This is a genomic window from Agrobacterium sp. S7/73 (genome assembly GCF_019355535.1).
Classification (GTDB): Bacteria; Pseudomonadota; Alphaproteobacteria; order Rhizobiales; family Rhizobiaceae; genus Agrobacterium; species Agrobacterium tumefaciens.
The window spans coordinates 310276-330305 of sequence record NZ_CP072137.1 but is presented as its reverse complement, the minus strand read 5'-3'; the positions used below and the strand labels follow the sequence as shown (position 1 = coordinate 330305).

The window sequence follows — 20030 nt, the reverse complement described above, 5'->3', positions numbered from 1 at the left end:
ATATGACTGAGGCCGCACTTGATAACGGCAAAACGCCGAAGACCTCGAAAGACTGGGACCTGCGCGCCGTTGCGCCCTTTGTGGCGCTGGCTTTGCTGCTGGTTCTCGGCGCCGTCGCAAATCCGAATTTCATCGGCATCGACAATCTGCTGAACGTGGTTACCCGCAGCGCCTTCATCGCCATCATTGCGCTCGGCGCCACCTATGTCATCACATCCGGCGGACTTGATCTCTCCGTCGGCGCGATGGTGGCTTTCGTTGCCAGCCTGATGATCCTGTTCATGAACAGTGGCGTTATTGCCAATCCGCTGGTGATGCTACTGGCCGCCATGGCGCTGGCTATCGCCATCGGCGCCGCTTGCGGGCTTGCAAACGGCCTCATCACCACCATCGGCCGCATCGAGCCCTTCATCGCCACGCTTGGCACAATGGGCATTTATCGTGGGCTGACCACCTGGCTGTCGCAGGGTGGCGCGATCACGCTGCGCAACCCGGAAATCCAGACGCTTTATCGCCCGGTCTATTTCGGCAATGTGATCGGTGTGCCGGTGCCGGTCATCGTCATCTTCGTCACTGCCGCCATCGCCGCTTTCGTGCTTTACCGTACCCGTTACGGCAGGCATCTGACGGCGGTGGGTTCCAGCGAGGATGTGGCGCGTTACTCCGGTATCTCGGTCGTTCGCGTCCGCACGATTGCCTATGTGGTTCAGGGGCTTTGCGTCGCCGTTGCCGTCCTGCTTTACGTGCCGCGTCTTGCCTCCACTTCGGCCACTACAGGCATGTTGTGGGAGTTACAGGCCATCACCGCTGTCGTCGTCGGTGGCACGGCGCTACGGGGTGGTGTGGGCCGCATCTGGGGTACGATTTGCGGCGCCTTCATTCTGGAAATCGTGGGCAACATCATGATCCTGTCGAACTTCGTCAGCGAATATCTGATCGGTGCCATTCAGGGCGCGATCATCATCATCGCCATGCTGGTGCAGCGTTCGCTCAGCCGCAGATAGCCGGACGATCGATGAGACATCTGGCCGCGCAATCTGGGGCATGCGCGGTTTAAACAGGAGGAACGCCCCGGTCTTGGGAGGAAAGAGACTATGCGTAGAAAATTCATCGGCGTGGCATTTGTCGCGCTGGCTGCCGTTCTTGCGGGTTCTGCCCATGCGCAGGAGAAGAAGGTAACGATCGGGGTATCCATTCCGGCGGCCGACCACGGCTGGACGGCGGGCGTCGTTTACCATGCCGAACGGGTGGCAAAGCTTCTGATGAAGGAGCATCCGGGTCTGAACGTCATCGTCAAGACCTCGCCGGATGCCGCCAACCAGGCAAACGCGCTTCAGGATCTTGCCGTGCAGGGGCTGGACGCACTGGTCGTGCTGCCGTCTGATCCCGATCCGCTCGTCAACGCCATCAAGGAGATCAAGGACAAGGGCACCTTTGTCGCGCTCGTCGACCGCGCGCCGAGCGTCAACGACAATTCGATCCGCGATCTCTACGTTGCGGGTAACAATCCGGCACTCGGACAAGTGGCAGGCGAATACATCAAGAAAACCACGCCTGATGCGGAAGTGGTGGTCATTCGCGGTCTGCCGATCCCGATCGACCAGCAGCGCCAGGATGGTTTCGACAAGGGTATTGCCGGCTCCAGCGTCAAGGTTCTCGACCGCCAGTACGGCAACTGGAACCGCGACGACGCCTTCCGCGTGATGCAGGACTACCTGACCAAATACAAGAAGATCGACGTGGTCTGGTGTCAGGACGACGACATGGCGGTTGGCGTGCTGGAGGCAATCCAGCAGGCGAAACGCACCGATATCAAGTATATCGTTGCTGGCGCCGGTTCCAAGGACATGATCAAGCGCGTAATGGACGGCGACAAGCTAATTCCGGTCGACGTGCTCTATCCGCCGGCGATGGTGGCGACCGCCATGCAGCTTACGGCAGGTCATTTTTACGATCAGGTGCCTGTTGCTGGCGAGTATATTCTCGACGCTACGCTCATCACCAAGGACAATGCCAAGCAGTTCTACTTCCCGGATTCGCCGTTCTGATAAGCCGTTTCCGGCTAAGCAACGCCCGCTGAAAGGTACGCGTTGCATCCGCACTCCTGCACCCCGGACCAGATTCGGGGTGCAGCGCGATCAGGTCGTTGATCGCGATAGGGTCCTTCATAGCGCGGGCGCGCCGCGGCTCGATGCCGGATTAAATACGGCATGACGAGGGGAAGGTCGGCGGAAACTATACCGCTCCCCCGCTCTTCATCCATTTTTCCTGAACCACGCCGAGAGATAATCCACGAAGCTGCGCACTTTGGCGGGAAGGTAACGGCGGTGGGGGTAGACGGCATATATGCCGCGGTCTTTGGAAATATAGTCGTCGAACAGGGTCACAAGCTCGCCGGACTGGATGAAGGGTCTTGCAATGAAGTCCGGCACCATGGCGATGCCAAGCCCTGCGCGGGCGGCGCGGAGTGTCGCCTGCGGGCTGTTCACCTCGATCGGTCCACTGATGGTAACGGAGTTCGAGCCGCCATCCGCTTCAAGATAACGCACGGTGTTGTGGAAGCGGGTGTTGGTGTCGATGATGAAGGGCACGCGGGAAAAGTCCTGCGGACCATTGAGCGGGCCGTGTCTGGCGACAAAATCCGCCGTTGCTACTGCATAGACCCGGAAATCGGAGATCTTGCGGGCGATGAGGCCTGAATCTTCCAGACGCGTTATGCGAATCGCAAGGTCGAACCCTTCCTCGATCAGATCGACGAATCGGTCATCGGCGACGATTTCCAGAGACAGTTCCGGATTTTCCTTGGCGAAATCGATGAGGCTCTGGCCAACATCGGCGTCGATGAAGGTGCGCGGAACGGATATTCTGAGCTTGCCCTTCAGATAGGCATTCTTCTCGCGCACCAGATCGGCGAGGTTGTCGATCTCCTTCAAAATGTCAGAGGCGGTGCGGTAATACGTATGGCCGGCCTCCGTCAGCGAGAATTGCCGGGTGGTGCGGTTGAGAAGCAGTGCACCGAGATCATCTTCCAGTTCCCGGACATATTTGGACAAAAGCGCCTTGGAACGCCCGGTCTTGCGGGCAGCGGCGGAAAAACCCTCCGCTTCGACAACGTCGATAAAGGCGCGGATGCGGGTGAGCGTGTCCATGAAAATCCTCCGGTTCGTTCCATATAATTGAACGCTGAGGCGCGACTGTTCAACCCGTAAAATGGTTGCCGAAAAAATCCGCTATATGGTGAAAAAATCCTCTTGATTATGACGGCGAATATTCTTATTTCCCGTGCTGCCCAAAGTCGCACGTGCCCATGTGTGTCCGCCGAGTCCTCGATGTGGTGAGGAGTTCGGTAAGGTACCTGGAACTAACCCCTCCAGTCGCTATTCCGGCCAACCGGGAAATGCGAGGACATATGAAGCAACGACGGTGCGGGCCTTTCTGGTTCTCTGCCGGCTTTCCATCAGCCGGGGTACTGAAGAGGCACACCATCATTGCCTGAAGTGCGGTCGGGTCATTCCCTCCAATCGATGGCAGACAAAGCCGAATGATGCTCTGGCAGGGCGTCATTCATATTTGCGCCTTGAGCGTATGCTATCGATTCTGCGCCTCCACCGGCTGATTCGTATGCATATCTCGAGCGTCCTTTGTCCTCCGGATTTTCCGGAGCCGGTTTTATAGGGAATATATCGATGACGACTGCACGCATTCTCGATTTCATCAAGACCCGACGTCCCGAAGGCCCTTGCCTCGTCGTCGACCTCGACGTCGTGCGCGACAATTTCAACGCGTTCCGGCATTCCCTGCCGAACAGCGCGATCTACTATGCGGTCAAGGCAAACCCGGCTCCCGAAATCCTGAAGCTGCTTGCTTCGCTCGGCTCGAACTTCGATTGCGCCTCCGTGGCTGAAATCCAGATGGCGCTTGATGCAGGTGCGACGTCCGACCGGATCTCGTTCGGCAACACCATCAAGAAGGAACGCGATGTCGCCCGCGCTTACGCGCTCGGCATCGATCTCTTCGCCGTCGACAGCCATGAGGAAGTCGAGAAGGTTGCCCGTGCCGCTCCTGGCGCGCGCGTCTTCTGCCGCGTGCTGACGGACGGTGAAGGTGCCGAATGGCCGCTGTCGCGCAAGTTCGGCTGCGTACCGCAGATGGCTGTTGATGTTTTGGTCTACGCACATCAGCTGGGCCTCGAATCCTACGGCGTTTCCTTCCATGTCGGTTCGCAGATGATGAATCTCGACGCATGGGATGCAGCGCTGGGCGATGCCAAGCGCGTTTTCGCTTCGCTGTCCAAGCAGGGTATTCACCTGCAGATGGTCAATATGGGCGGTGGTTTCCCGACCAAGTACCTGCGCGACGTTCCTGCTGCCGAAGAATACGGCCAGGCTATCGACACGGCGCTGCGCAAGCACTTCGGCAACCAGATCCCGAAGACGATCATCGAGCCGGGCCGTGGCATGGTGGGTAACGCTGGCGTCATCAAGGCGGAAGTTGTTCTCGTGTCGCGCAAGTCCGACAACGACAACCATCGCTGGGTGTTCCTCGACATCGGCAAGTTCGGCGGTCTCGCCGAGACGATGGATGAGGCTATCCGCTACCCGATCCGCACCGAGCGCGATCAGGACGAGATGGAGCCTTGCGTTCTGGCCGGTCCGACCTGCGACAGCGCCGACGTGCTGTACGAAAAGAACATGTACCCGTTGCCGGTCTCTCTGACCATCGGCGACGAGGTTCTGATCGAAGGCGCAGGTGCCTATACGACGACCTATTCGGCGGTTGCCTTCAACGGTTTCGAGCCGCTGAAAGCCTACGTCATCTGATCCGAACGCCGCCCGCTGAGTAAGGCGGCGTCTCGAACAAGCTTCCGTTCCGGCTTTGCCGATTGTGCTGTTGCGCAAATCCCTGCTTGCTGCTCCTCTTCCAGCCGAGGAAAGCGTGTCGGCGGGCCGGAACGGCTCCACCATTTTTGATCAAGGGCCGCGTGTGGGCGGTTGTGTGATGGAGGGCCGAGAGATGGCCGCTCTTCTGAATTCGGTACGTGCATTTTTCACCCCGCAGACATTTCATGTCGATCAGGAAAATCCGGGCGATGTCGTTGCCCGTGAAAACCTGCTCGACCGCGCCATGGGCGCTGGCCGCCGCCGCAAGTCTTCCGAAAAGCTGCGCGCCGGCCGCGTGCCAGCGGAAGGTCTGGCGCTCGTTGCCCGTGACGAGGACGGCCATGTCATCGGCACGGTGCGCCTGTGGAATGTCGAAGCTGGCATTTCGCGCGAAGGCCGCGCTGTCGAATCGCTGTTGCTTGGCCCGCTTGCGGTTGATGCTGCCCATGAAGGCAAGGGCATCGGTTCGGCGCTGATGCGTGCAGCAATCTCCGAGGCAACCAAACGTGGCCATGGCGGAATTCTTCTGGTCGGCGACGCCGCCTATTATGAACGCTTCGGCTTTTTTGCCGATAAGGCCCAGCACCTGATCATGCCCGGCCCGTTCGAGCGCAGCCGTTTTCTGGCGCTTGAACTCAAAGCCGGCTGGCTGGAAGGTGCGGCTGGTATGCTGGTCGCAAGCGGCCGCAGGCTCTCTGCCTGAGACGAGCCCTGTCACTGATATGAAACCCCGGCTTATTGCCGGGGTTTTTCTTTCTACCCTGTGGCCTGGCGGACGGCCTTTGATTGCCGATAATTTCTGAACATCTCTTGCGCAGTAGAATTTGCGGGTATATACCCGAGACAAATGCCAAACGATAGTTGTCACTGCATCCTGCTGCGCAGAGCATCCCGTAAGGTCTCGTCCTATTACGATGAGGCGCTGGCGCCGCTTGGCGTTAATATCGGCCAGTTCAGCCTGTTGCGGAACATCAACCGCATGGCGCCGGTGTCGCTCACCGATCTCGCCGCACGGGTCGAATTGGACCGCTCGACCGTTGGCCGCAATACCAAGGTGCTGGCCCGGATGGGGCTGGTGGCCGTCGGCCATGGCGAAGATCAGCGCGAAGCGATGCTGACTGTGACGGAGCAGGGGCAGCAGATACTGAAAACAGGCGCGCCCCTCTGGGACGGAGTACAGGACGAAATCGAGGCCCGGCTTGGCACGGAAAAGACCGCTCAATTGCAGGAACTACTCGCAGCCCTGTAATTTTTTTTGATGATAAAACGGGTATCTGCCCGCAATATAGGGTATATACCCGTAAAATTTCGGCCGCTGGCCGCTGGAAAGGGATTTTGAACATGCTCTCCACACGCCTTGCCAGCTGGATGGCCGACAGAAACATACATTATGGCTGGCTTGTTGCTGCAACCACCTTTTTGACGATGCTGGCAACCGCCGGCGCGATGGGATCGGCCGGGGTTATGATCCAGCCGCTGCATCAGGAGTTCGGCTGGGATATTGCCGATATTTCATCTGCCATGGCGGTCAGGCTGGTGCTCTTCGGCCTGCTCGGGCCCTTTGCCGCTGCCTTCATGAACCATTTCGGTATTCGCCAGGTCGTGTCGACGGCCCTTGCGCTGATCATGGGCGGCATCGTCGCGTCGTTCTTCATGACTGAGGTGTGGCAGCTGTTACTGCTATGGGGCGTGGTGATCGGTGTCGGCACCGGCATGACGGCACTGGTGCTGGGCGCGACCGTGGCATCGCGCTGGTTTTCGAAGCGCCGGGGACTGGTGATCGGCCTGATGACGGCCAGTAACGCCACCGGCCAGCTGGTTTTTCTGCCTTTGCTCGCGGCAATGACGGAGGCTTATGGCTGGCGCACCGCGCTGACGCTATCCGTTGCGGTGATTGCTATCGCCATGATTCTCGTGCTGCTCTTGATGCGTGACCATCCCGCCGATGTCGGCCTGCCAGCCTATGGCGAGACGGTGGTGGTAAAACCGCCGAAGCAGGACCACAAGTTTCTTGCAACACTGGCATCCCCGATACTGACGTTGAAGAGCGTGTCCGGAAACCCGGTTTTCTGGGTGCTTTTCGGCACGTTCTTCGTCTGTGGACTTTCCACCAACGGCCTTATCCAGACACACTGGATTTCCATCTGCGGTGATTTCGGGATGGCGGCGGTCACGGCGGCCGGCACACTGGCTGTGATCGGCATTTTCGATTTCTTCGGCACCATCTTCGCCGGCTGGCTTTCCGACCGTTTCGACAATCGCTTCCTGCTCTTCTGGTTTTACGGTCTGCGCGGGCTGTCCCTGATCTATCTCTCCTTCTCGGGCTTCAGCTTCGTGGAGCTTTCGGTCTTCGCCGTGTTTTACGGGCTGGACTGGGTGGCAACCGTGCCGCCAACGGTGAAGCTTGCCGCTGAGAGTTTCGGCCGCGAAAAAGCGGGCCTGGTTTTCGGCTGGGTGTTTGCGGGCCATCAGTTGGGGGCCGCCACCGCTGCCTTTGGCGCAGGTTTCTTCAAGAGCGACTTCGACACATACATGCCCGCACTGCAGATTGCCGGCGTGATGTGCATGATCGCTGCTGTCTCGGTACTGCTTCTCAAAAAGCCGGGTTCCGCGACTTTGGCACCGCAGGCCGCCTGAGATTGCAAAGGAGAAGGCTTGTGAAACAGGCCAACTTCCGACTGCCGGGCCCGCTATTTTGACCGTTGTCATGGCTATCCGTTGCGTATTTGTCATACCAAGCGCCGGCTAGCTGCCCTGGCTTATCGTTCGCCTTTCGGTTTGATCCATCTCAATCCGCTCACCTCTCCCTTCGCGATAGTGGCCGTAGCGGCTGCGGCAAGCGAGGATTCGCGAAGGCCCGCCGCCATCAGCCGGTTTCCCGGGCTTGCCCGGCTGCGGCGCGCGATAGGAGAGATGGAATGACGAACAGGAACAAAAAAACCGCCTTGCTTGCCAGTGTGACGGTGAGCGTCGCGGCGATGCTGATGTCGGCCAACGCGATGGCGGCAGATCTGGCCCCGCCGGCACCAGCCCCCACCGCTGAAGAGGCGATTGCGGCGGCGAGCCCATGGATGCTGCGCGTGCGTGGTCTCGGGGTCATCACCCATGACAGCGGCAGCGTTGACGGTGTGCCGGGTGCGGGTCTCTCCTATTCGGATACGGTTATTCCTGAACTCGACATCAGCTATTTCTTCACCCCGAATATCGCTGCCGAACTCATCCTCGGCACCACATACGCCAAGATCAACGGCGAGGGTGTGCTGGCCGGCACGCCGGTGGGCAAGACATGGTTGCTGCCGCCGACGCTGACCCTGCAATATCACTTTACTGATTTCGGCGCCTTCAAGCCCTATATCGGCGCGGGCGTGAACTATTCGATGTTCTACAACCAGTCCGAAAAACCCGGCTTCAGCAATCTTGATGTCAAGAACAAATTCGGCGCGGCCGTGCAGGTGGGTTTCGACTATATGCTGGACGAACATTGGGGCGTGAACTTCGACGTGAAGAAGATTTTCCTGAAGACCGACTGGACCGCAGAACTTGGCGGTGCGCCAATCAGCGGCAAAGCGAAACTCGATCCCTGGTTGATCGGTGCGGGCATCACCTATCGCTTCTGACCCCTTGGCCTCGCGCCGTCGCTGCCTTTGACGGGCGGCGCTTTCTGAGCTATATGGACGGCCACGGGCAGAAGAGCCCCGGCCGTCCGCAGGCGTTTACGCCCTTGGTGAAGCTCTTTTTGGAATAACGGTCATCCCCATGTTTTGCATGTCGTCGATGGCAACGCGGACCCCTTCGGAAAAATACGGCATGCGCATGTTGGAGAACCGTTATGAACGTGTCCAAACCGCTTCCCGCGCTTGAGGGACTGAAAGAGCAGGCAAAACGGCTGCGCGCCGCCCTTGAAGGGCAGGGGCAGGCAATCACCCATTCAAAGGCGCTTGAACTCATCGCCGCGCAATATGGCTTCCGCGACTGGAACACCCTGCATGCCACGGCGGGAAACCGTCCCGCATTCAATCCCTATCTTCTTGGTTCGCGGGTGGAAGGCCTCTATCTAGGCCAGCCCTTCGTAGCCTCCGTTCTGGGCGTGCAAACGCTAGGCGGCGACCCGGAACGCTACCGGCTGACCCTGCATCTCGACGATCCCGTGGATGTGGTGACCTTCGAAAGCTTCTCGGCTTTCAGGCAGCGTATCCACTGCAATATCGATACGTCCGGACGCACGGTGGAGAAAACCTCCAACGGTAGGCCACAGGTCGAGCTGGTCTGGTAGTCCGAGCACCCGCCGAGAGGCGGGTGTCTCCTTGTCCTTCGTAAGACCCTAAATCCGCTTCCCCGCCGCATCGAACAGATGGAAGTCCTTCGTCTGGGCGGCAATCCGCAGGTTCTCGCCAATGCCAAGCTGCGAACGGCCGGGAACGCGGAAGACGATGGTGGTGCCGTCGGTGAAGGAGCCATGCACGTAGCTTTCCGCGCCCACCAGTTCCACGGCGTCCACCCGCACGGTGCCAGTGAAAGCGGCATCGGCAGCTTCTGTTTCCGCGAGCGTGATGTCTTCCGGCCGGATGCCCAGTGTTGCGGTGGTTTGCGGCAGCGCGCCTGATCCATTCACCGACCACCCGGATGCGCCGTTAGCCGATGGGGTGCCGTAGGGCAGGAGGTTCATGGAGGGCGAACCGATGAAGGTGGCGACGAAGGTGGTGGCCGGTTTTTCGTAAAGCTCGATCGGAGTGCCGATCTGCTCGATGCGGCCGGCATTCAGCACCACGAGGCGGTCGGCCAGCGTCATGGCTTCCATCTGATCATGGGTTACGTAGACGCTGGTGGTGGCGAGAGAGCGTTGCAGGCGGCGGATTTCGACGCGCATTTGCACGCGCAGCTTGGCATCGAGGTTGGACAGCGGCTCATCGAACAGGAATGCGGCGGGCTTGCGCACGATGGCACGGCCCATCGCCACGCGCTGACGCTGGCCACCCGAGAGCTGGCGCGGCCTGCGCTCCAGATATTGTTCGATTTCCAGCGCCTTGGCTGCCTCGGTGATACGCCGGTCGATCTCGTCCTTCGGCGTGTTGCGGTTCTTGAGGCCATAGGCGAGGTTCTGCCGCACTGTCATATGCGGGTAAAGCGCGTAGTTCTGGAACACCATGGCAATATCTCGGTCTGACGGTTCGAGATCGTTGACGACGCGGTCGCCGATGACGATCTCACCGCCCGATATGCTTTCCAGCCCGGCGATCATGCGCAGCAATGTTGATTTTCCGCAGCCGGAGGGGCCGACCAATACGATCATCTCGCCATCGGCTATATCCATCGATACGCCCTTGATGGCGTCGACATTGCCGCCGTAAACCTTGCGGACGTCTTTCAGCGCAATTTTTGCCATTACTTCTCGGTCTCCACCAAACCTTTGACGAACCAGCGCTGCATCAGCACCACAACGATAATCGGGGGGATGATGGCGAGGATCGCTGTCACCATCACATAATTCCAGGGCGTCGAAGCGTCGGTGAAATCCACCATGCGCTTGAGGCCGATGATGATTGTGTTCATCTTGGCATCGTTGGTCACGAGCAGCGGCCAGAGATACTGGGTCCAGCCATAGATGAACAGGATCACGAAGAGAGCGGCGATATTGGTTTTCGACAGTGGCAGCAGAATATCGCGCATGAAGCGGAACGGCCCTGCATTGTCGATACGAGCCGCCTCGACCATTTCGCCGGGAATGGTCAGGAAAAACTGCCGGAACAGGAACGTCGCCGTCGCGGACGCCATCAGCGGAAGCGTCAGTCCCGCATAGGTATCGATAAGCCCGAGGTCGACGATGACCTTGTAGGTGGGCAGGATGCGCACCTCGACCGGCAGCATGAGCGTGATGAAGATCATCCAGAAGAAGCCCATGCGGAAGGGAAAACGGAAAAACACGATTGCGAAAGCCGACAGGAAAGAAATGACGATCTTGCCGATGGCAATGGCGAGCGCCACCACGAAGCTGTTGAACAGCAGCCGTTCAAGGCTGACGCCGACCACTCTTTCGACGCCGCCGACCATGGCGTCTGTATAGTTTTCACCAAGATGGTCGCCGGGCAGCAGCGACATCGGTGGGCGAATGATGTCATTCGACGTCATGGATGACGCGATGAAGGTGTAGTAGATCGGGAAGGCCACGATGATGATGCCGAGAACCAGCATCAGATGGGCGATCACGCGGGCGACCGGGCGATTTTCAATCATCAGGAAATCCTCAGCCGTAGTGCACGCGCTTCTCGACGAAGCGGAACTGGAAGGCGGTCAACGCAATGACGATCACCATCAGGATGACGGATTGCGCGGCGGAAGAGCCGAGGTTCAGGTTAACGAAGCCATCATTGTAGACCTTGTAGACCAGTGTTTCTGTCGCCTTGGCAGGGCCGCCGCCAGTAACTGCGTGGATGATGCCGAACGTATCGAAGAAGGCATAGACGGTGTTGACGACCAGCAGGAAGAATGTTGTCGGCGCCAGCAGCGGGAAAACGATGGTCCAGAAGCGCCGCGAACCGCGTGCGCCGTCAATGGAGGCCGCCTCCAGCAATGATTTCGGAATTGCCTGCAAGCCTGCGACAAAAAACAGGAAATTGTAGCTGATCTGCTTCCATGCTGCGGCTGCGACCACGAGCAGCATGGCCTGATTGCCGTTGAGCAGCGGGTCCCACATGATGCCGTTGCGGCGCAGGATATAGGAGAAGGTTCCCATGGCCGGATTGAACATGAACAGCCACAGCATGCCAGCCACGGCGGGTGCAACAGCATAGGGCATGATCATCATGGTGCGGTAAAAACCCTTGCCGCGCACCACGCGGTCTGCCGCCGTTGCCAGAAGCAATGCCAGCCCCATCGAGACAAGTGCGGTCAGGACGCTGAAAATAACCGTGACGTGCAGCGCGTTCAGATAGCTTTCATCCGAAAGTACGGCGGAAAAATTGGCCAGCCCGACGAAATTGCTGTTCAGCCCGAAGGCATCCTCGCGCATGGTCGACTGGTAGAGCGCCTGACTTGCGGGCCAGAAGAAAAAGATCACCGTCAGGATGATCTGTGGCGCGACCAGCAGATAGGGCAGGATCTTGTTGGGGAATACGACGCTTTGCACGGCGATCTCCTGATGAAATGGGAATACCGCCCGCACCGGGTAAGGATGCGGGCGGGGGCAGGGATCGTTTAGTTGCCGGTTGCCTGCTTGATGGCCGCATCACCGCGCGTGACAATCTTGTCGAGTGCGGATTTCGCGTCCTGCTTGCCGGCCAGCATCGCCTCGAACTCTTCGTTCATGATGTCGCGGACCTGCGGCAGGTTCACGAGGCGCACGCCCTTGGAGTTTTCTGTCGGTGGCTTGCCCATCATCTGCAGAAGTGGCGTTTCGCGGCCGGGATTCTTGTCATAGAAGCCGGATTTCTTGGTTTCCTCATAGGCCGCGATCGTTACCGGCATGTATCCGGAGACCTGATGCAGACGAGACTGGATCTTGGTCTGGGAAAGGAAATGGAAGAACTCGGCCACACCCTTATATTCGGCATCGCTCTTGCCGCCGAAGACCCAGAGGCTCGCGCCGCCGGGAATGGTGTTCTGCGGACCATGACCCTCGTAATAGGGAAGCTGGCCGATACCGTAATTCATGCCGGTCTTGATGATATCGCCAAGGCCGCCGGAGGATTCGGTAAGGATGCCGCATTCGCCGGACATGAACAACTGCTTGGCTTCCGAAGTGCGCCCGCCGTAACGGAAGGTGCCGTCTTTCGCAAGGTCGGCAATGGCCTGGAAGTGTTCGACGAAGAGCGGCGCGTTGACGGCAAGCTTCACATCGGTGCCGCCCAGCCCGTTTTCATTGCTGCCATAGGAGACGTTGTTCCATGCGGCAAAGTTTTCGGTCTGGATCCAGGTCAACCATGTTGAGGTGAAGCCGCATTGGGCAGCACCGCTTGTCTTGATCTTCTTGGCAGCTTCGAAAACCTCCGGCCAGGTCTTCGGCGGATTTGCCGGGTCAAGGCCTGCCTTCTGGAAGGTGTCCTTGTTGTAATACAGGATCGGTGAGGACGAATTATAGGGGAAGGACAGCATGGTGCCGTCAGGCTTGGAATAATAGGCGACGATGCCGGCCAGATATTCGTCCTTGTTGAAGGTGTAGCCGCCTTCCTTCAGTACTTCCGCCACCGGTTTGATTGCGCCGGCAGCACCCATCATCACGCCGGAACCGGCGTCGAAGACCTGAATGATCGCCGGCGGCTGCTTGGCGCGGAAGGCCGCAATGCCGGCATTCAGGGTTTCCGGATAGGTCCCCTTGAAGACGGGCATGATCTTGTAGTTTGTCTGGCTATCGTTGAACTCTTTCGCGAGCGCGTCCACGACCTCGTTATTGGCGCCGGTCATGGCATGCCACCACTGAATTTCCGTCGCGGCGAACGCGTTCGATGTGACAAAAAACGAAAGCGCAGATGCCGCAGCAAGACGGTAGCTGAGTTTTTTCAAGGCGATTCCTCCCATTTTAAAAACAGTAAAAGATACAGCCCCTTATTGCAGCCTATCCTCCTCGATATAGCTGCGGGCGAGCTTTTCTGTATTAGCGGTCTGATTTAAAGCGAACTCTAATGAAAATGCAATAGACGGTGGAACGAAAAAAACGAAAGTGAACGAAACGGTTTTATTATTCCATTTTGGGTCCGCTTTGGTTTTTTCGTGTGCTTGCGGGCAAGGCTCGGGACGGGATACCGGAAGCGGTCTGCCGAGGCCATGTTCAAGATGAATTTCTAACAAGGGGTATTGATATGTTATTACATTACGTATTAAGTCTCTCCAAGATTTGCTGCTTGAAGGTGCGGATGTGTTCGGAATGAAGCGGAAGAAGGCGGTTGCACCAGAAGACGTCTCGTCCGTCACCCCATCCACCGGAACGGTGCCTGTCACACTGCTTACCGGCTTTCTGGGGGCGGGCAAGACCACGCTTCTGAACGAGCTTTTGAGCGAACCGGAAATGCGTGGTGCCGCCGTCATCGTCAACGAATTCGGTTCGGTGCCCATCGATCACGGCTTGGTCCGCACCGGTTCGGAGCGTTATTTCAGGACCACGACCGGCTGCATCTGCTGCACCGCCACCAGCGATATCCGCACCTCGCTTTACGAGTTGCATCAGGCCTTTCTGGAAGGGGTGGTGCCGGAAATATCGCGTGTCGTCATTGAAACCACTGGCCTTGCCGATCCTGCGCCGATCATCAACAGCCTGATTCCCGGCGGTACGCCTGCCGCCGGCCTGCGCGACCATATCGTCGCCCGCCACTTTCATCTCTCCGGCGTCGTTACTGCTTTCGACATTACCTCCGGCCAGGCGATGCTCGACAGTTTCATCGAGGGCTGGAAACAGCTTGCCTTTGCCGATCACATTGTTTTGACCAAAACCGATCTCACTGACGGGGCGGAGATGGGCTGTGAGAGCCTCTCCGATCTCAATCCTGCCGCGCGTCTGCATGACCGCAATGCGCGCGACTTCAATCTGATGTCGCTGTTTGCGCCGGCGGATTATTCGTTGCGTAACAAGCCGGAAGACGTGACGGGCTGGCTTGCCGCCGACAGGCTGAGCCTGCATGCCGCGCACGGGCACGATATCAACCGTCATGGTGCGGGGGTCGAGGCGTTCGATTTGACGTTCGATGGGGCTTTCGATCCGCAGGCGATCGTTACCTTTCTCGAACTCGTCACCAGCAACGTGCATTCCGGTCTTCTGCGGCTCAAGGGAATTTTCGGTGCGACGGATGATCCGGACCGTCCAGTGGTCGCCCATGCCGTACAGCACCGGCTTTATCCGCTGAGCCGTCTGGAAAGCTGGCCGGATGGCAACCGTGCAACCCGTGTTGTCCTCATTGGCATGGATATGCCGCAGCAGCCGATCCGCGATCTTTTCGAGGCATTGGCCTCGCAGGCAGCAAGAAAGGTTTCCCGATGACGGCAAGAGCAAATCCGCTTGCACGCAGCGGCTCTGCGATAGTCTCTAAGGCCCGTCTTCTGAAACACTGGACGCGGGAGCTGCTTGCCCTCCGCGAAGACGAGATCGTTTCCGTCAACGAGATTGCCTGCGTGCAGCCGGATTGCCCACCGAAGGAAACGGTAATCCTCGTTTTGTCCGCATCCGGCGAAACCCGGCAATTCTCAATTCACCAGGCGCTGCTGGATGTAGAGCGTGATGATATCGTCAGATCCGTCGCCGCCAATCCGCCGTAAGGCCATCTGTATCGAACGCCGTGGCGCTTGACGACAGGTGCCGTCATCCGGCACTTCAGGAGCAGCGGGATTCGCTAAATGTGAAGGGTACGGAATGGCCGATCTGGCGGTATATGCGGGTTTGTTTCTGACGGCTTTTGTCGCGGCAACCATCCTGCCCATGCAGTCGGAGGCCGCACTTGCCGGCCTGATTCTTTTGAAGTCCCAGCCGGTCTGGCTGCTGGTTACTGTTGCCAGCGCCGGCAATGTCGCCGGATCCCTCGCCAACTGGCTGCTCGGCCGTGGCATCGAACGCTTCCGGCATCGGCGGTGGTTTCCTGTGGGGGAAGCCGCGCTGCAACGTGCCCAGAACTGGTACAGGCGTTACGGCAAGTGGTCGCTGCTGCTCAGTTGGGCGCCGCTGATCGGCGATCCGCTGACGGTTGCGGCCGGCATCATGAAGGAGCCGCTGCCGGTTTTTCTTCTGCTTGTTACCATTGCGAAGGTTGGGCGTTATCTTGTGCTGACGCTGGTGACGCTGAATTTTCTTTGAATTGCGTTGCCGATACCTTCTCCCCTGTGGGGAGAAGGCGAAAGAGGCATCCGCTCGTCAAAAAGGTTTGAGTTGAGAACCAATCAAGCCGCCTGCCGGTCCCAGCTGGCGAAGGGGTCGGGCAGGTGTCGCCATGCGTCCGGGGTGAAGGCATCTGTGTCGATCAGGCACGCATCGAGCTGCGCGCGGATGCGCGCTTCGCTCATGGGATCGGAACCGATGAAGACGATTTCCTGCCGGCGGTCGCCAAAGACCGGATCGAGATAGGGCTTCATCATGTCGAGGAACTGCTGCTCGCGCGGCCATTGCTCGCTCGGCACGGCGGACCACCAAAGGCCCATCTTGCCGGTGCGCACCAGTGCGCCGGCCTGGCTTATCTCGCCGACATAAGCTGGCCGCGTGGCCAGCCAGAAGAAGCCTTTGGCGCGCACCACACCCGGCCAGGCGCGGTCGATAAAACGTTGGAACAGTACAGGATCGAAAGGCTTCTTGGCGCGGTAGACGAAGGAGCGGATGCCATATTCTTCGGTCTCGGGAATGTGGTCCTTGAAACCGTGCAACTCCTTGAACCACAGCGGGTGTTCTTCGGCCTTGGCGAAATCGAAGCGGCCGGTGCCCAGCACCTCCTTCAGTTCCACCTTGCCGAAATCGGCCTCAATGAGTTTCGCATCCGGGTTCAGCCCGACGATGATCTTGCGGGCGGCGTCCCGCTCATCCGGCGTGGCAGTGCCGATCTTGTTGAGGACGACGACATCGGCAAATTCGATCTGCTCGACCAGGAGGTCTACGATGGTTCGGTTGTCGCCTTCGCCTGCCGTCTCACCGCGGTCGGCAAGAAAGTCAGAGGAACCGTAGTCGTTGAGAAGATTGGCGGCATCCACCACCGTCACCATCGTGTCCAGATGCGCGACATCGGAAAGGCTGCGACCGTTTTCATCGCGAAAATCGAAAGTAGCGGCCACCGGCAGCGGCTCGGCAATGCCGGTGGATTCGATCAGCAGATAATCGAACCGGCCCTGCTCGGCGAGCGCGCGTACCTCATTCAGAAGGTCGTCGCGCAGCGTGCAACAGATGCAGCCATTGGTCATTTCCACAAGCTGTTCCTCGGTGCGCGAAAGATTGGCGCCGCCATCTCGCACAAGTGCCGCATCGATATTGATCTCGCTCATGTCGTTAACGATCAACGCGACCCGCAGACCGTCGCGGTTGGCGAGAATATGGTTGAGAAGCGTTGTTTTTCCGGCACCAAGAAAGCCGGAGAGGACAGTGACGGGAAGTTTTTTCGACATGCGGGCCTCGTTTTATTAGCGGTGGTAGCGTGGGAGTCATTGTCGTCACGACTTGCGGTAGAGAACGACGGGGCTAGTGGTCACATCGCTTGTTGCTTGTAACGTAATAACATTACATAAGCGCAGCGTGTCAACTGGCTTTAGAAAAATTGCTTGCCGGATGCTTCCTTCGGCTTGTCCCGGGAATCCAGAACCTGGCACGACCATACCCCCGAGGTGATCCTGGAGATTTCGTCCAATGTGAGATGGAACCTACCTTTCCGATAGTTAATGTTATTTCATTACATATTCGTTTGACGAATGTAATAACATTACATATGAGGGGGTCATCAAATGATATCACGCCCCGGAGGGATCGATGAACGATCCGTGCCTTGCCTTTAAAAATCTGACACTCGGATATGCCGGCCGCGCGGCGGTGCATCATCTGGATGGCGATATTGCCAAAGGGTCGCTCACGGCGGTGGTCGGCGCCAATGGGTCGGGAAAGTCGACGCTGATGAAGGGCATCGCCGGCATTTTGAAGCCACTTGGCGGTGAATGCCGGGTTACTCCAGGCGTTTCCGTCGCCTATCTACCGCAGCAGTCTGAACTCGACCGTTCCTTTCCGGCACAGGTGCGCGATCTGGTCGCGCTTGGTCTCTGGCCCAAACGCGGCCTGCTCGCTCGCCATCGCCAGTCGGACCGGGCGGCCATGGCCCATGTGCTGGAAGCGGTCGGACTTTCCGGCTTTGAAAAACGCAATATCGATTCACTCTCCGGCGGCCAGATGCAACGCGCCCTTTTTGCCCGCGCCATGTTGCAGGATGCGCAGCTGATTTTGCTGGATGAGCCCTTCAACGCTGTCGATGAGCGCACCGTCGCCGACCTCATGGTGCTGATCAAAGCATGGGTTGCCGAGGGGCGCACGGTTCTGGCCGTTCTTCATGACTACGAGCTGGTGCGTCAGCATTTTCCGCAAACGCTTCTGCTTGCCAGACGGTTGGTGGGCTTTGGCCCGACACGGGAGGTTCTAAGGCCCGAAATGATGCAGCAGGCACGACGGTTTCACGAGGCATGGGACGGCGACGCCCCATGGTGCGAACCCGCAGCAGCGACGGTGAACGCCGACCTGGCGGAAAAGCCGCAGGATTTCCCCAAACACTCGCAGGCGCATTCGCATATCCATGTCTGATTTCTTCATCGAGCCATTCATCCAGTATGTCTTCATGCAGCGTGCGCTTGCCGGTGCCTTGATCCTTGCTGTCAGTTGCGGGCCGGTCGGGGTGTTTCTGATGCTGCGCCGCATGAGCCTGACGGGTGATGCCATGTCGCACGCCATTTTGCCGGGGGCGGCGGTGGGCTTTCTGTTTTACGGGTTGGAGATTTTGCCGATGACCATCGGCGGGCTGGTCGTCGGTCTTCTGGTGGCACTGGGTGCCGGTGCGGTTTCGCGCTTCACCATCCAGAAGGAGGACGCCTCGCTTGCAGCCTTTTACCTCATTTCTCTGGCGCTCGGCGTGCTGCTCGTCTCCTGGCGCGGCTCCAGTGTAGATCTCATGCATGTGCTTTTCGGCACGGTGCTGGCACTGAACAATGAAGCGCTCGGCCTGATCGGCGGTATCTGTGTCGTCACACTGACGGTGATGATGGTTTTCTGGCGCGCGCTGCTGGCGGAATGCCTCGATCCCCTGTTTCTGCGCTCGGTCAGCAACTGGGGGAGCCCCGTGCACTTCCTCTTCCTCGCCATCGTCGTCCTCAATCTGGTCGGCGGGTTTCAGGCGCTCGGAACCCTGCTTTCGGTTGGCCTGATGATGCTGCCCGCTGCCGCCAGCCGCTTCTGGTCCAATCGCGTCGCGCCAATGTGCTTCATCTCGATCGGCATCGGCATGGTCTCGTGTTTTGCAGGCCTGCTTCTGTCCTATCACGCGTCGCTGCCATCAGGTCCGGCGATCATCCTGTCGGCAGGCGTCATCTATGTCCTGTCCATCGTCGTCGGCACACGCGGTGTGCTTCGCGATCTTCTCGGTTCCGGTCGTCACAGAACGGCCTGAAAACAGCGTTTGAAAAAAGGAGAACCCTTCATGTTCCAAACCCTACGTCTTGCTACCTGCGTAAGCCTTCTCTCCCTTTCCCCGGTCCTGATGGCGCAGGCTTCTGCGGCTGAACTCAAGGTCGTGGCCAGCTTCTCGATCATTGCCGACTTCGCGAAGAATGTCGGCGGCAACCGCGTCGAAATCACCACGATCGTCGGACCTGACGGCGACGCGCATGTCTACGAGCCGCGCCCGGCCGATGCCGTTGCTGTCAGCAAGGCGGATGTTGTGCTGGTGAACGGCCTTGCATTCGAAGGCTTCCTGAAGCGGCTGATCGATACCAGCGGCACAAAGGCGCCGGTGGTGGAACTGACCAAGGGCGTGAAACCCCTCAGGATTTCCGACGAGCCAGCCGGTCACGCACATCCGGAAGCCGAGGAAGAGGCGGGTCACGACCACAAGGCAGAGGAAGCGCATGACCATGAGGGACACAATCACGGTGAATTCGATCCGCATGCCTGGCAGTCAATCAAGAATGCGGAAATATACGTGAAGAACATCGCTGGCGCATTTTGCGAGGTCGACAAGGCCGGTTGCGCAACTTACACCGCCAATTCACAGGCCTATATCGCCAAGCTCGCGGCTTTGAACGAGAAGGTGAAGACCGAGATCGCCGCCATTCCGCCGGAAAAACGCAACATCATCACCTCACATGATGCCTTCGGTTATTTCGAGCATGCCTATGGTCTCGAATTCCTGGCGCCGGAAGGTATCTCGACGGATTCCGAAGCGTCTGCCGCCGACGTCGCCAAGCTGGTGGATCAGATCAAGCACGACAAGGCCTCGGCGATCTTCGTCGAAAACATCACCGACAAGCGGTTGATGGACCAGATTGCCAAGGAAACCGGCCTGAAAGTTGGCGGAACGCTTTATTCCGACGCGCTCTCGACAGCCGACGGCCCGGCCGCAACCTATATCGATATGGTCAACCACAACATCGATACCATCAAGGCGGCCGTGCTTAGCCAGTAAGAAGACAAAACGGGCGAGGGTGGCACCAGCCACCCTCGGACAC

Annotated in this window: 20 protein-coding genes; 14 read left to right on the top strand and 6 right to left on the bottom strand. The window is 58.7% G+C overall.

Translation table 11 applies throughout. The features are described 5' to 3' along the window. The first annotated feature begins 2 nt into the window (after positions 1-2). Together J5276_RS16535 and J5276_RS16530 are read left to right on the top strand one after the other, a co-directional pair. Positions 3-1004 (top strand): ABC transporter permease, encoded by a 1002-nt coding sequence (locus J5276_RS16535; RefSeq protein WP_025595778.1) that lies wholly within the window; start codon positions 3-5, stop codon positions 1002-1004. Between the two features lie 90 nt (positions 1005-1094). Next, positions 1095-2048: a substrate-binding domain-containing protein gene (locus J5276_RS16530; protein ID WP_003510665.1), complete on the top strand. Its 954-nt coding sequence runs from the start codon at positions 1095-1097 to the stop codon at positions 2046-2048. A 207-nt stretch (positions 2049-2255) separates the two neighbouring features. Here the strand turns inward: J5276_RS16530 and J5276_RS16525 are convergent, their stop codons facing one another. Next, positions 2256-3149, bottom strand: coding sequence for a LysR family transcriptional regulator (locus J5276_RS16525; protein ID WP_174011956.1), 894 nt, complete (start codon positions 3147-3149; stop codon positions 2256-2258). Between the two features lie 537 nt (positions 3150-3686). Here J5276_RS16525 and odc2 point away from each other — a divergent pair. The 6 genes from odc2 to J5276_RS16495 all read left to right on the top strand — a co-directional run bounded on the left by odc2 (position 3687) and on the right by J5276_RS16495 (position 9153). Further along, complete coding sequence (odc2, locus tag J5276_RS16520; RefSeq protein ID WP_003510663.1) at positions 3687-4820, top strand: ornithine/lysine decarboxylase; 1134 nt, start codon at positions 3687-3689, stop codon at positions 4818-4820. Between the two features lie 193 nt (positions 4821-5013). Then, the gene (locus J5276_RS16515) at positions 5014-5583 is read left to right on the top strand and encodes a GNAT family N-acetyltransferase (protein ID WP_174011954.1); all 570 of its coding nucleotides are present in this window, start codon (positions 5014-5016) and stop codon (positions 5581-5583) included. Between the two features lie 144 nt (positions 5584-5727). Further along, positions 5728-6129: a MarR family winged helix-turn-helix transcriptional regulator gene (locus tag J5276_RS16510; protein WP_174011952.1), complete on the top strand. Its 402-nt coding sequence runs from the start codon at positions 5728-5730 to the stop codon at positions 6127-6129. Positions 6130-6221: 92 nt separating this feature from the next. Then, positions 6222-7517 (top strand): MFS transporter, encoded by a 1296-nt coding sequence (locus J5276_RS16505; RefSeq protein WP_112152911.1) that lies wholly within the window; start codon positions 6222-6224, stop codon positions 7515-7517. A gap of 281 nt (positions 7518-7798) precedes the next feature. Further along, a complete protein-coding gene (locus J5276_RS16500; protein WP_174011950.1) occupies positions 7799-8497 on the top strand; it encodes an OmpW family protein in 699 nt (232 codons plus the stop codon). A gap of 212 nt (positions 8498-8709) precedes the next feature. Next, on the top strand, positions 8710-9153 hold the full coding sequence (locus J5276_RS16495) for a glyoxalase superfamily protein (RefSeq protein WP_003510652.1): 444 nt from the start codon (positions 8710-8712) through the stop codon (positions 9151-9153). A 48-nt stretch (positions 9154-9201) separates the two neighbouring features. Here J5276_RS16495 and J5276_RS16490 read toward each other — a convergent pair whose 3' ends face one another. From J5276_RS16490 to ugpB, 4 genes are all read right to left on the bottom strand, one after another. After that, positions 9202-10263: a sn-glycerol-3-phosphate import ATP-binding protein UgpC gene (locus J5276_RS16490; protein WP_080850041.1), complete on the bottom strand. Its 1062-nt coding sequence runs from the start codon at positions 10261-10263 to the stop codon at positions 9202-9204. Continuing rightward, positions 10263-11111, bottom strand: coding sequence for a sn-glycerol-3-phosphate ABC transporter permease UgpE (ugpE, locus tag J5276_RS16485; RefSeq protein ID WP_003510648.1), 849 nt, complete (start codon positions 11109-11111; stop codon positions 10263-10265). Before ugpE ends, J5276_RS16490 begins: the two co-directional genes overlap by 1 nt. Before the next feature lie 10 nt (positions 11112-11121). Beyond that, the gene (ugpA, locus tag J5276_RS16480; protein ID WP_003510646.1) at positions 11122-12003 is read right to left on the bottom strand and encodes a sn-glycerol-3-phosphate ABC transporter permease UgpA; all 882 of its coding nucleotides are present in this window, start codon (positions 12001-12003) and stop codon (positions 11122-11124) included. 68 nt (positions 12004-12071) lie between these two features. Beyond that, complete coding sequence (gene ugpB, locus J5276_RS16475; RefSeq protein WP_025595901.1) at positions 12072-13382, bottom strand: sn-glycerol-3-phosphate ABC transporter substrate-binding protein UgpB; 1311 nt, start codon at positions 13380-13382, stop codon at positions 12072-12074. 355 nt (positions 13383-13737) lie between these two features. On the opposite strand from ugpB, the gene J5276_RS16470 reads away from it, so the two are divergent. From J5276_RS16470 to J5276_RS16460, 3 genes are all read left to right on the top strand, one after another. Then, positions 13738-14844, top strand: a complete 1107-nt coding sequence (locus tag J5276_RS16470; RefSeq protein WP_174011948.1) for a GTP-binding protein — start codon at positions 13738-13740, stop codon at positions 14842-14844. After that, positions 14841-15119 (top strand): hypothetical protein, encoded by a 279-nt coding sequence (locus J5276_RS16465; protein WP_174011946.1) that lies wholly within the window; start codon positions 14841-14843, stop codon positions 15117-15119. The genes J5276_RS16470 and J5276_RS16465 overlap by 4 nt, the downstream gene beginning before the upstream one ends. Positions 15120-15213: 94 nt before the next feature. Then, positions 15214-15651, top strand: a complete 438-nt coding sequence (locus tag J5276_RS16460) for a YqaA family protein (protein WP_003510639.1) — start codon at positions 15214-15216, stop codon at positions 15649-15651. Positions 15652-15734: 83 nt separating this feature from the next. On the opposite strand, the gene zigA is transcribed toward J5276_RS16460, so the two are convergent. Continuing rightward, a complete protein-coding gene (gene zigA, locus J5276_RS16455) occupies positions 15735-16940 on the bottom strand; it encodes a zinc metallochaperone GTPase ZigA (protein ID WP_080850043.1) in 1206 nt (401 codons plus the stop codon). A 358-nt stretch (positions 16941-17298) separates the two neighbouring features. On the opposite strand from zigA, the gene aztA reads away from it, so the two are divergent. The 3 genes from aztA to aztC are packed head-to-tail and all read left to right on the top strand — an operon-like array spanning position 17299 to position 19987. After that, positions 17299-18114, top strand: a complete 816-nt coding sequence (gene aztA, locus J5276_RS16450; RefSeq protein WP_065702999.1) for a zinc ABC transporter ATP-binding protein AztA — start codon at positions 17299-17301, stop codon at positions 18112-18114. Next, the gene (gene aztB, locus J5276_RS16445) at positions 18107-18973 is read left to right on the top strand and encodes a zinc ABC transporter permease AztB (RefSeq protein ID WP_003510628.1); all 867 of its coding nucleotides are present in this window, start codon (positions 18107-18109) and stop codon (positions 18971-18973) included. The genes aztA and aztB overlap by 8 nt, the downstream gene beginning before the upstream one ends. Positions 18974-19003: 30 nt before the next feature. Beyond that, positions 19004-19987, top strand: coding sequence for a zinc ABC transporter substrate-binding protein AztC (gene aztC / locus J5276_RS16440; protein WP_003510626.1), 984 nt, complete (start codon positions 19004-19006; stop codon positions 19985-19987). Positions 19988-20030: the final 43 nt, after the last annotated feature.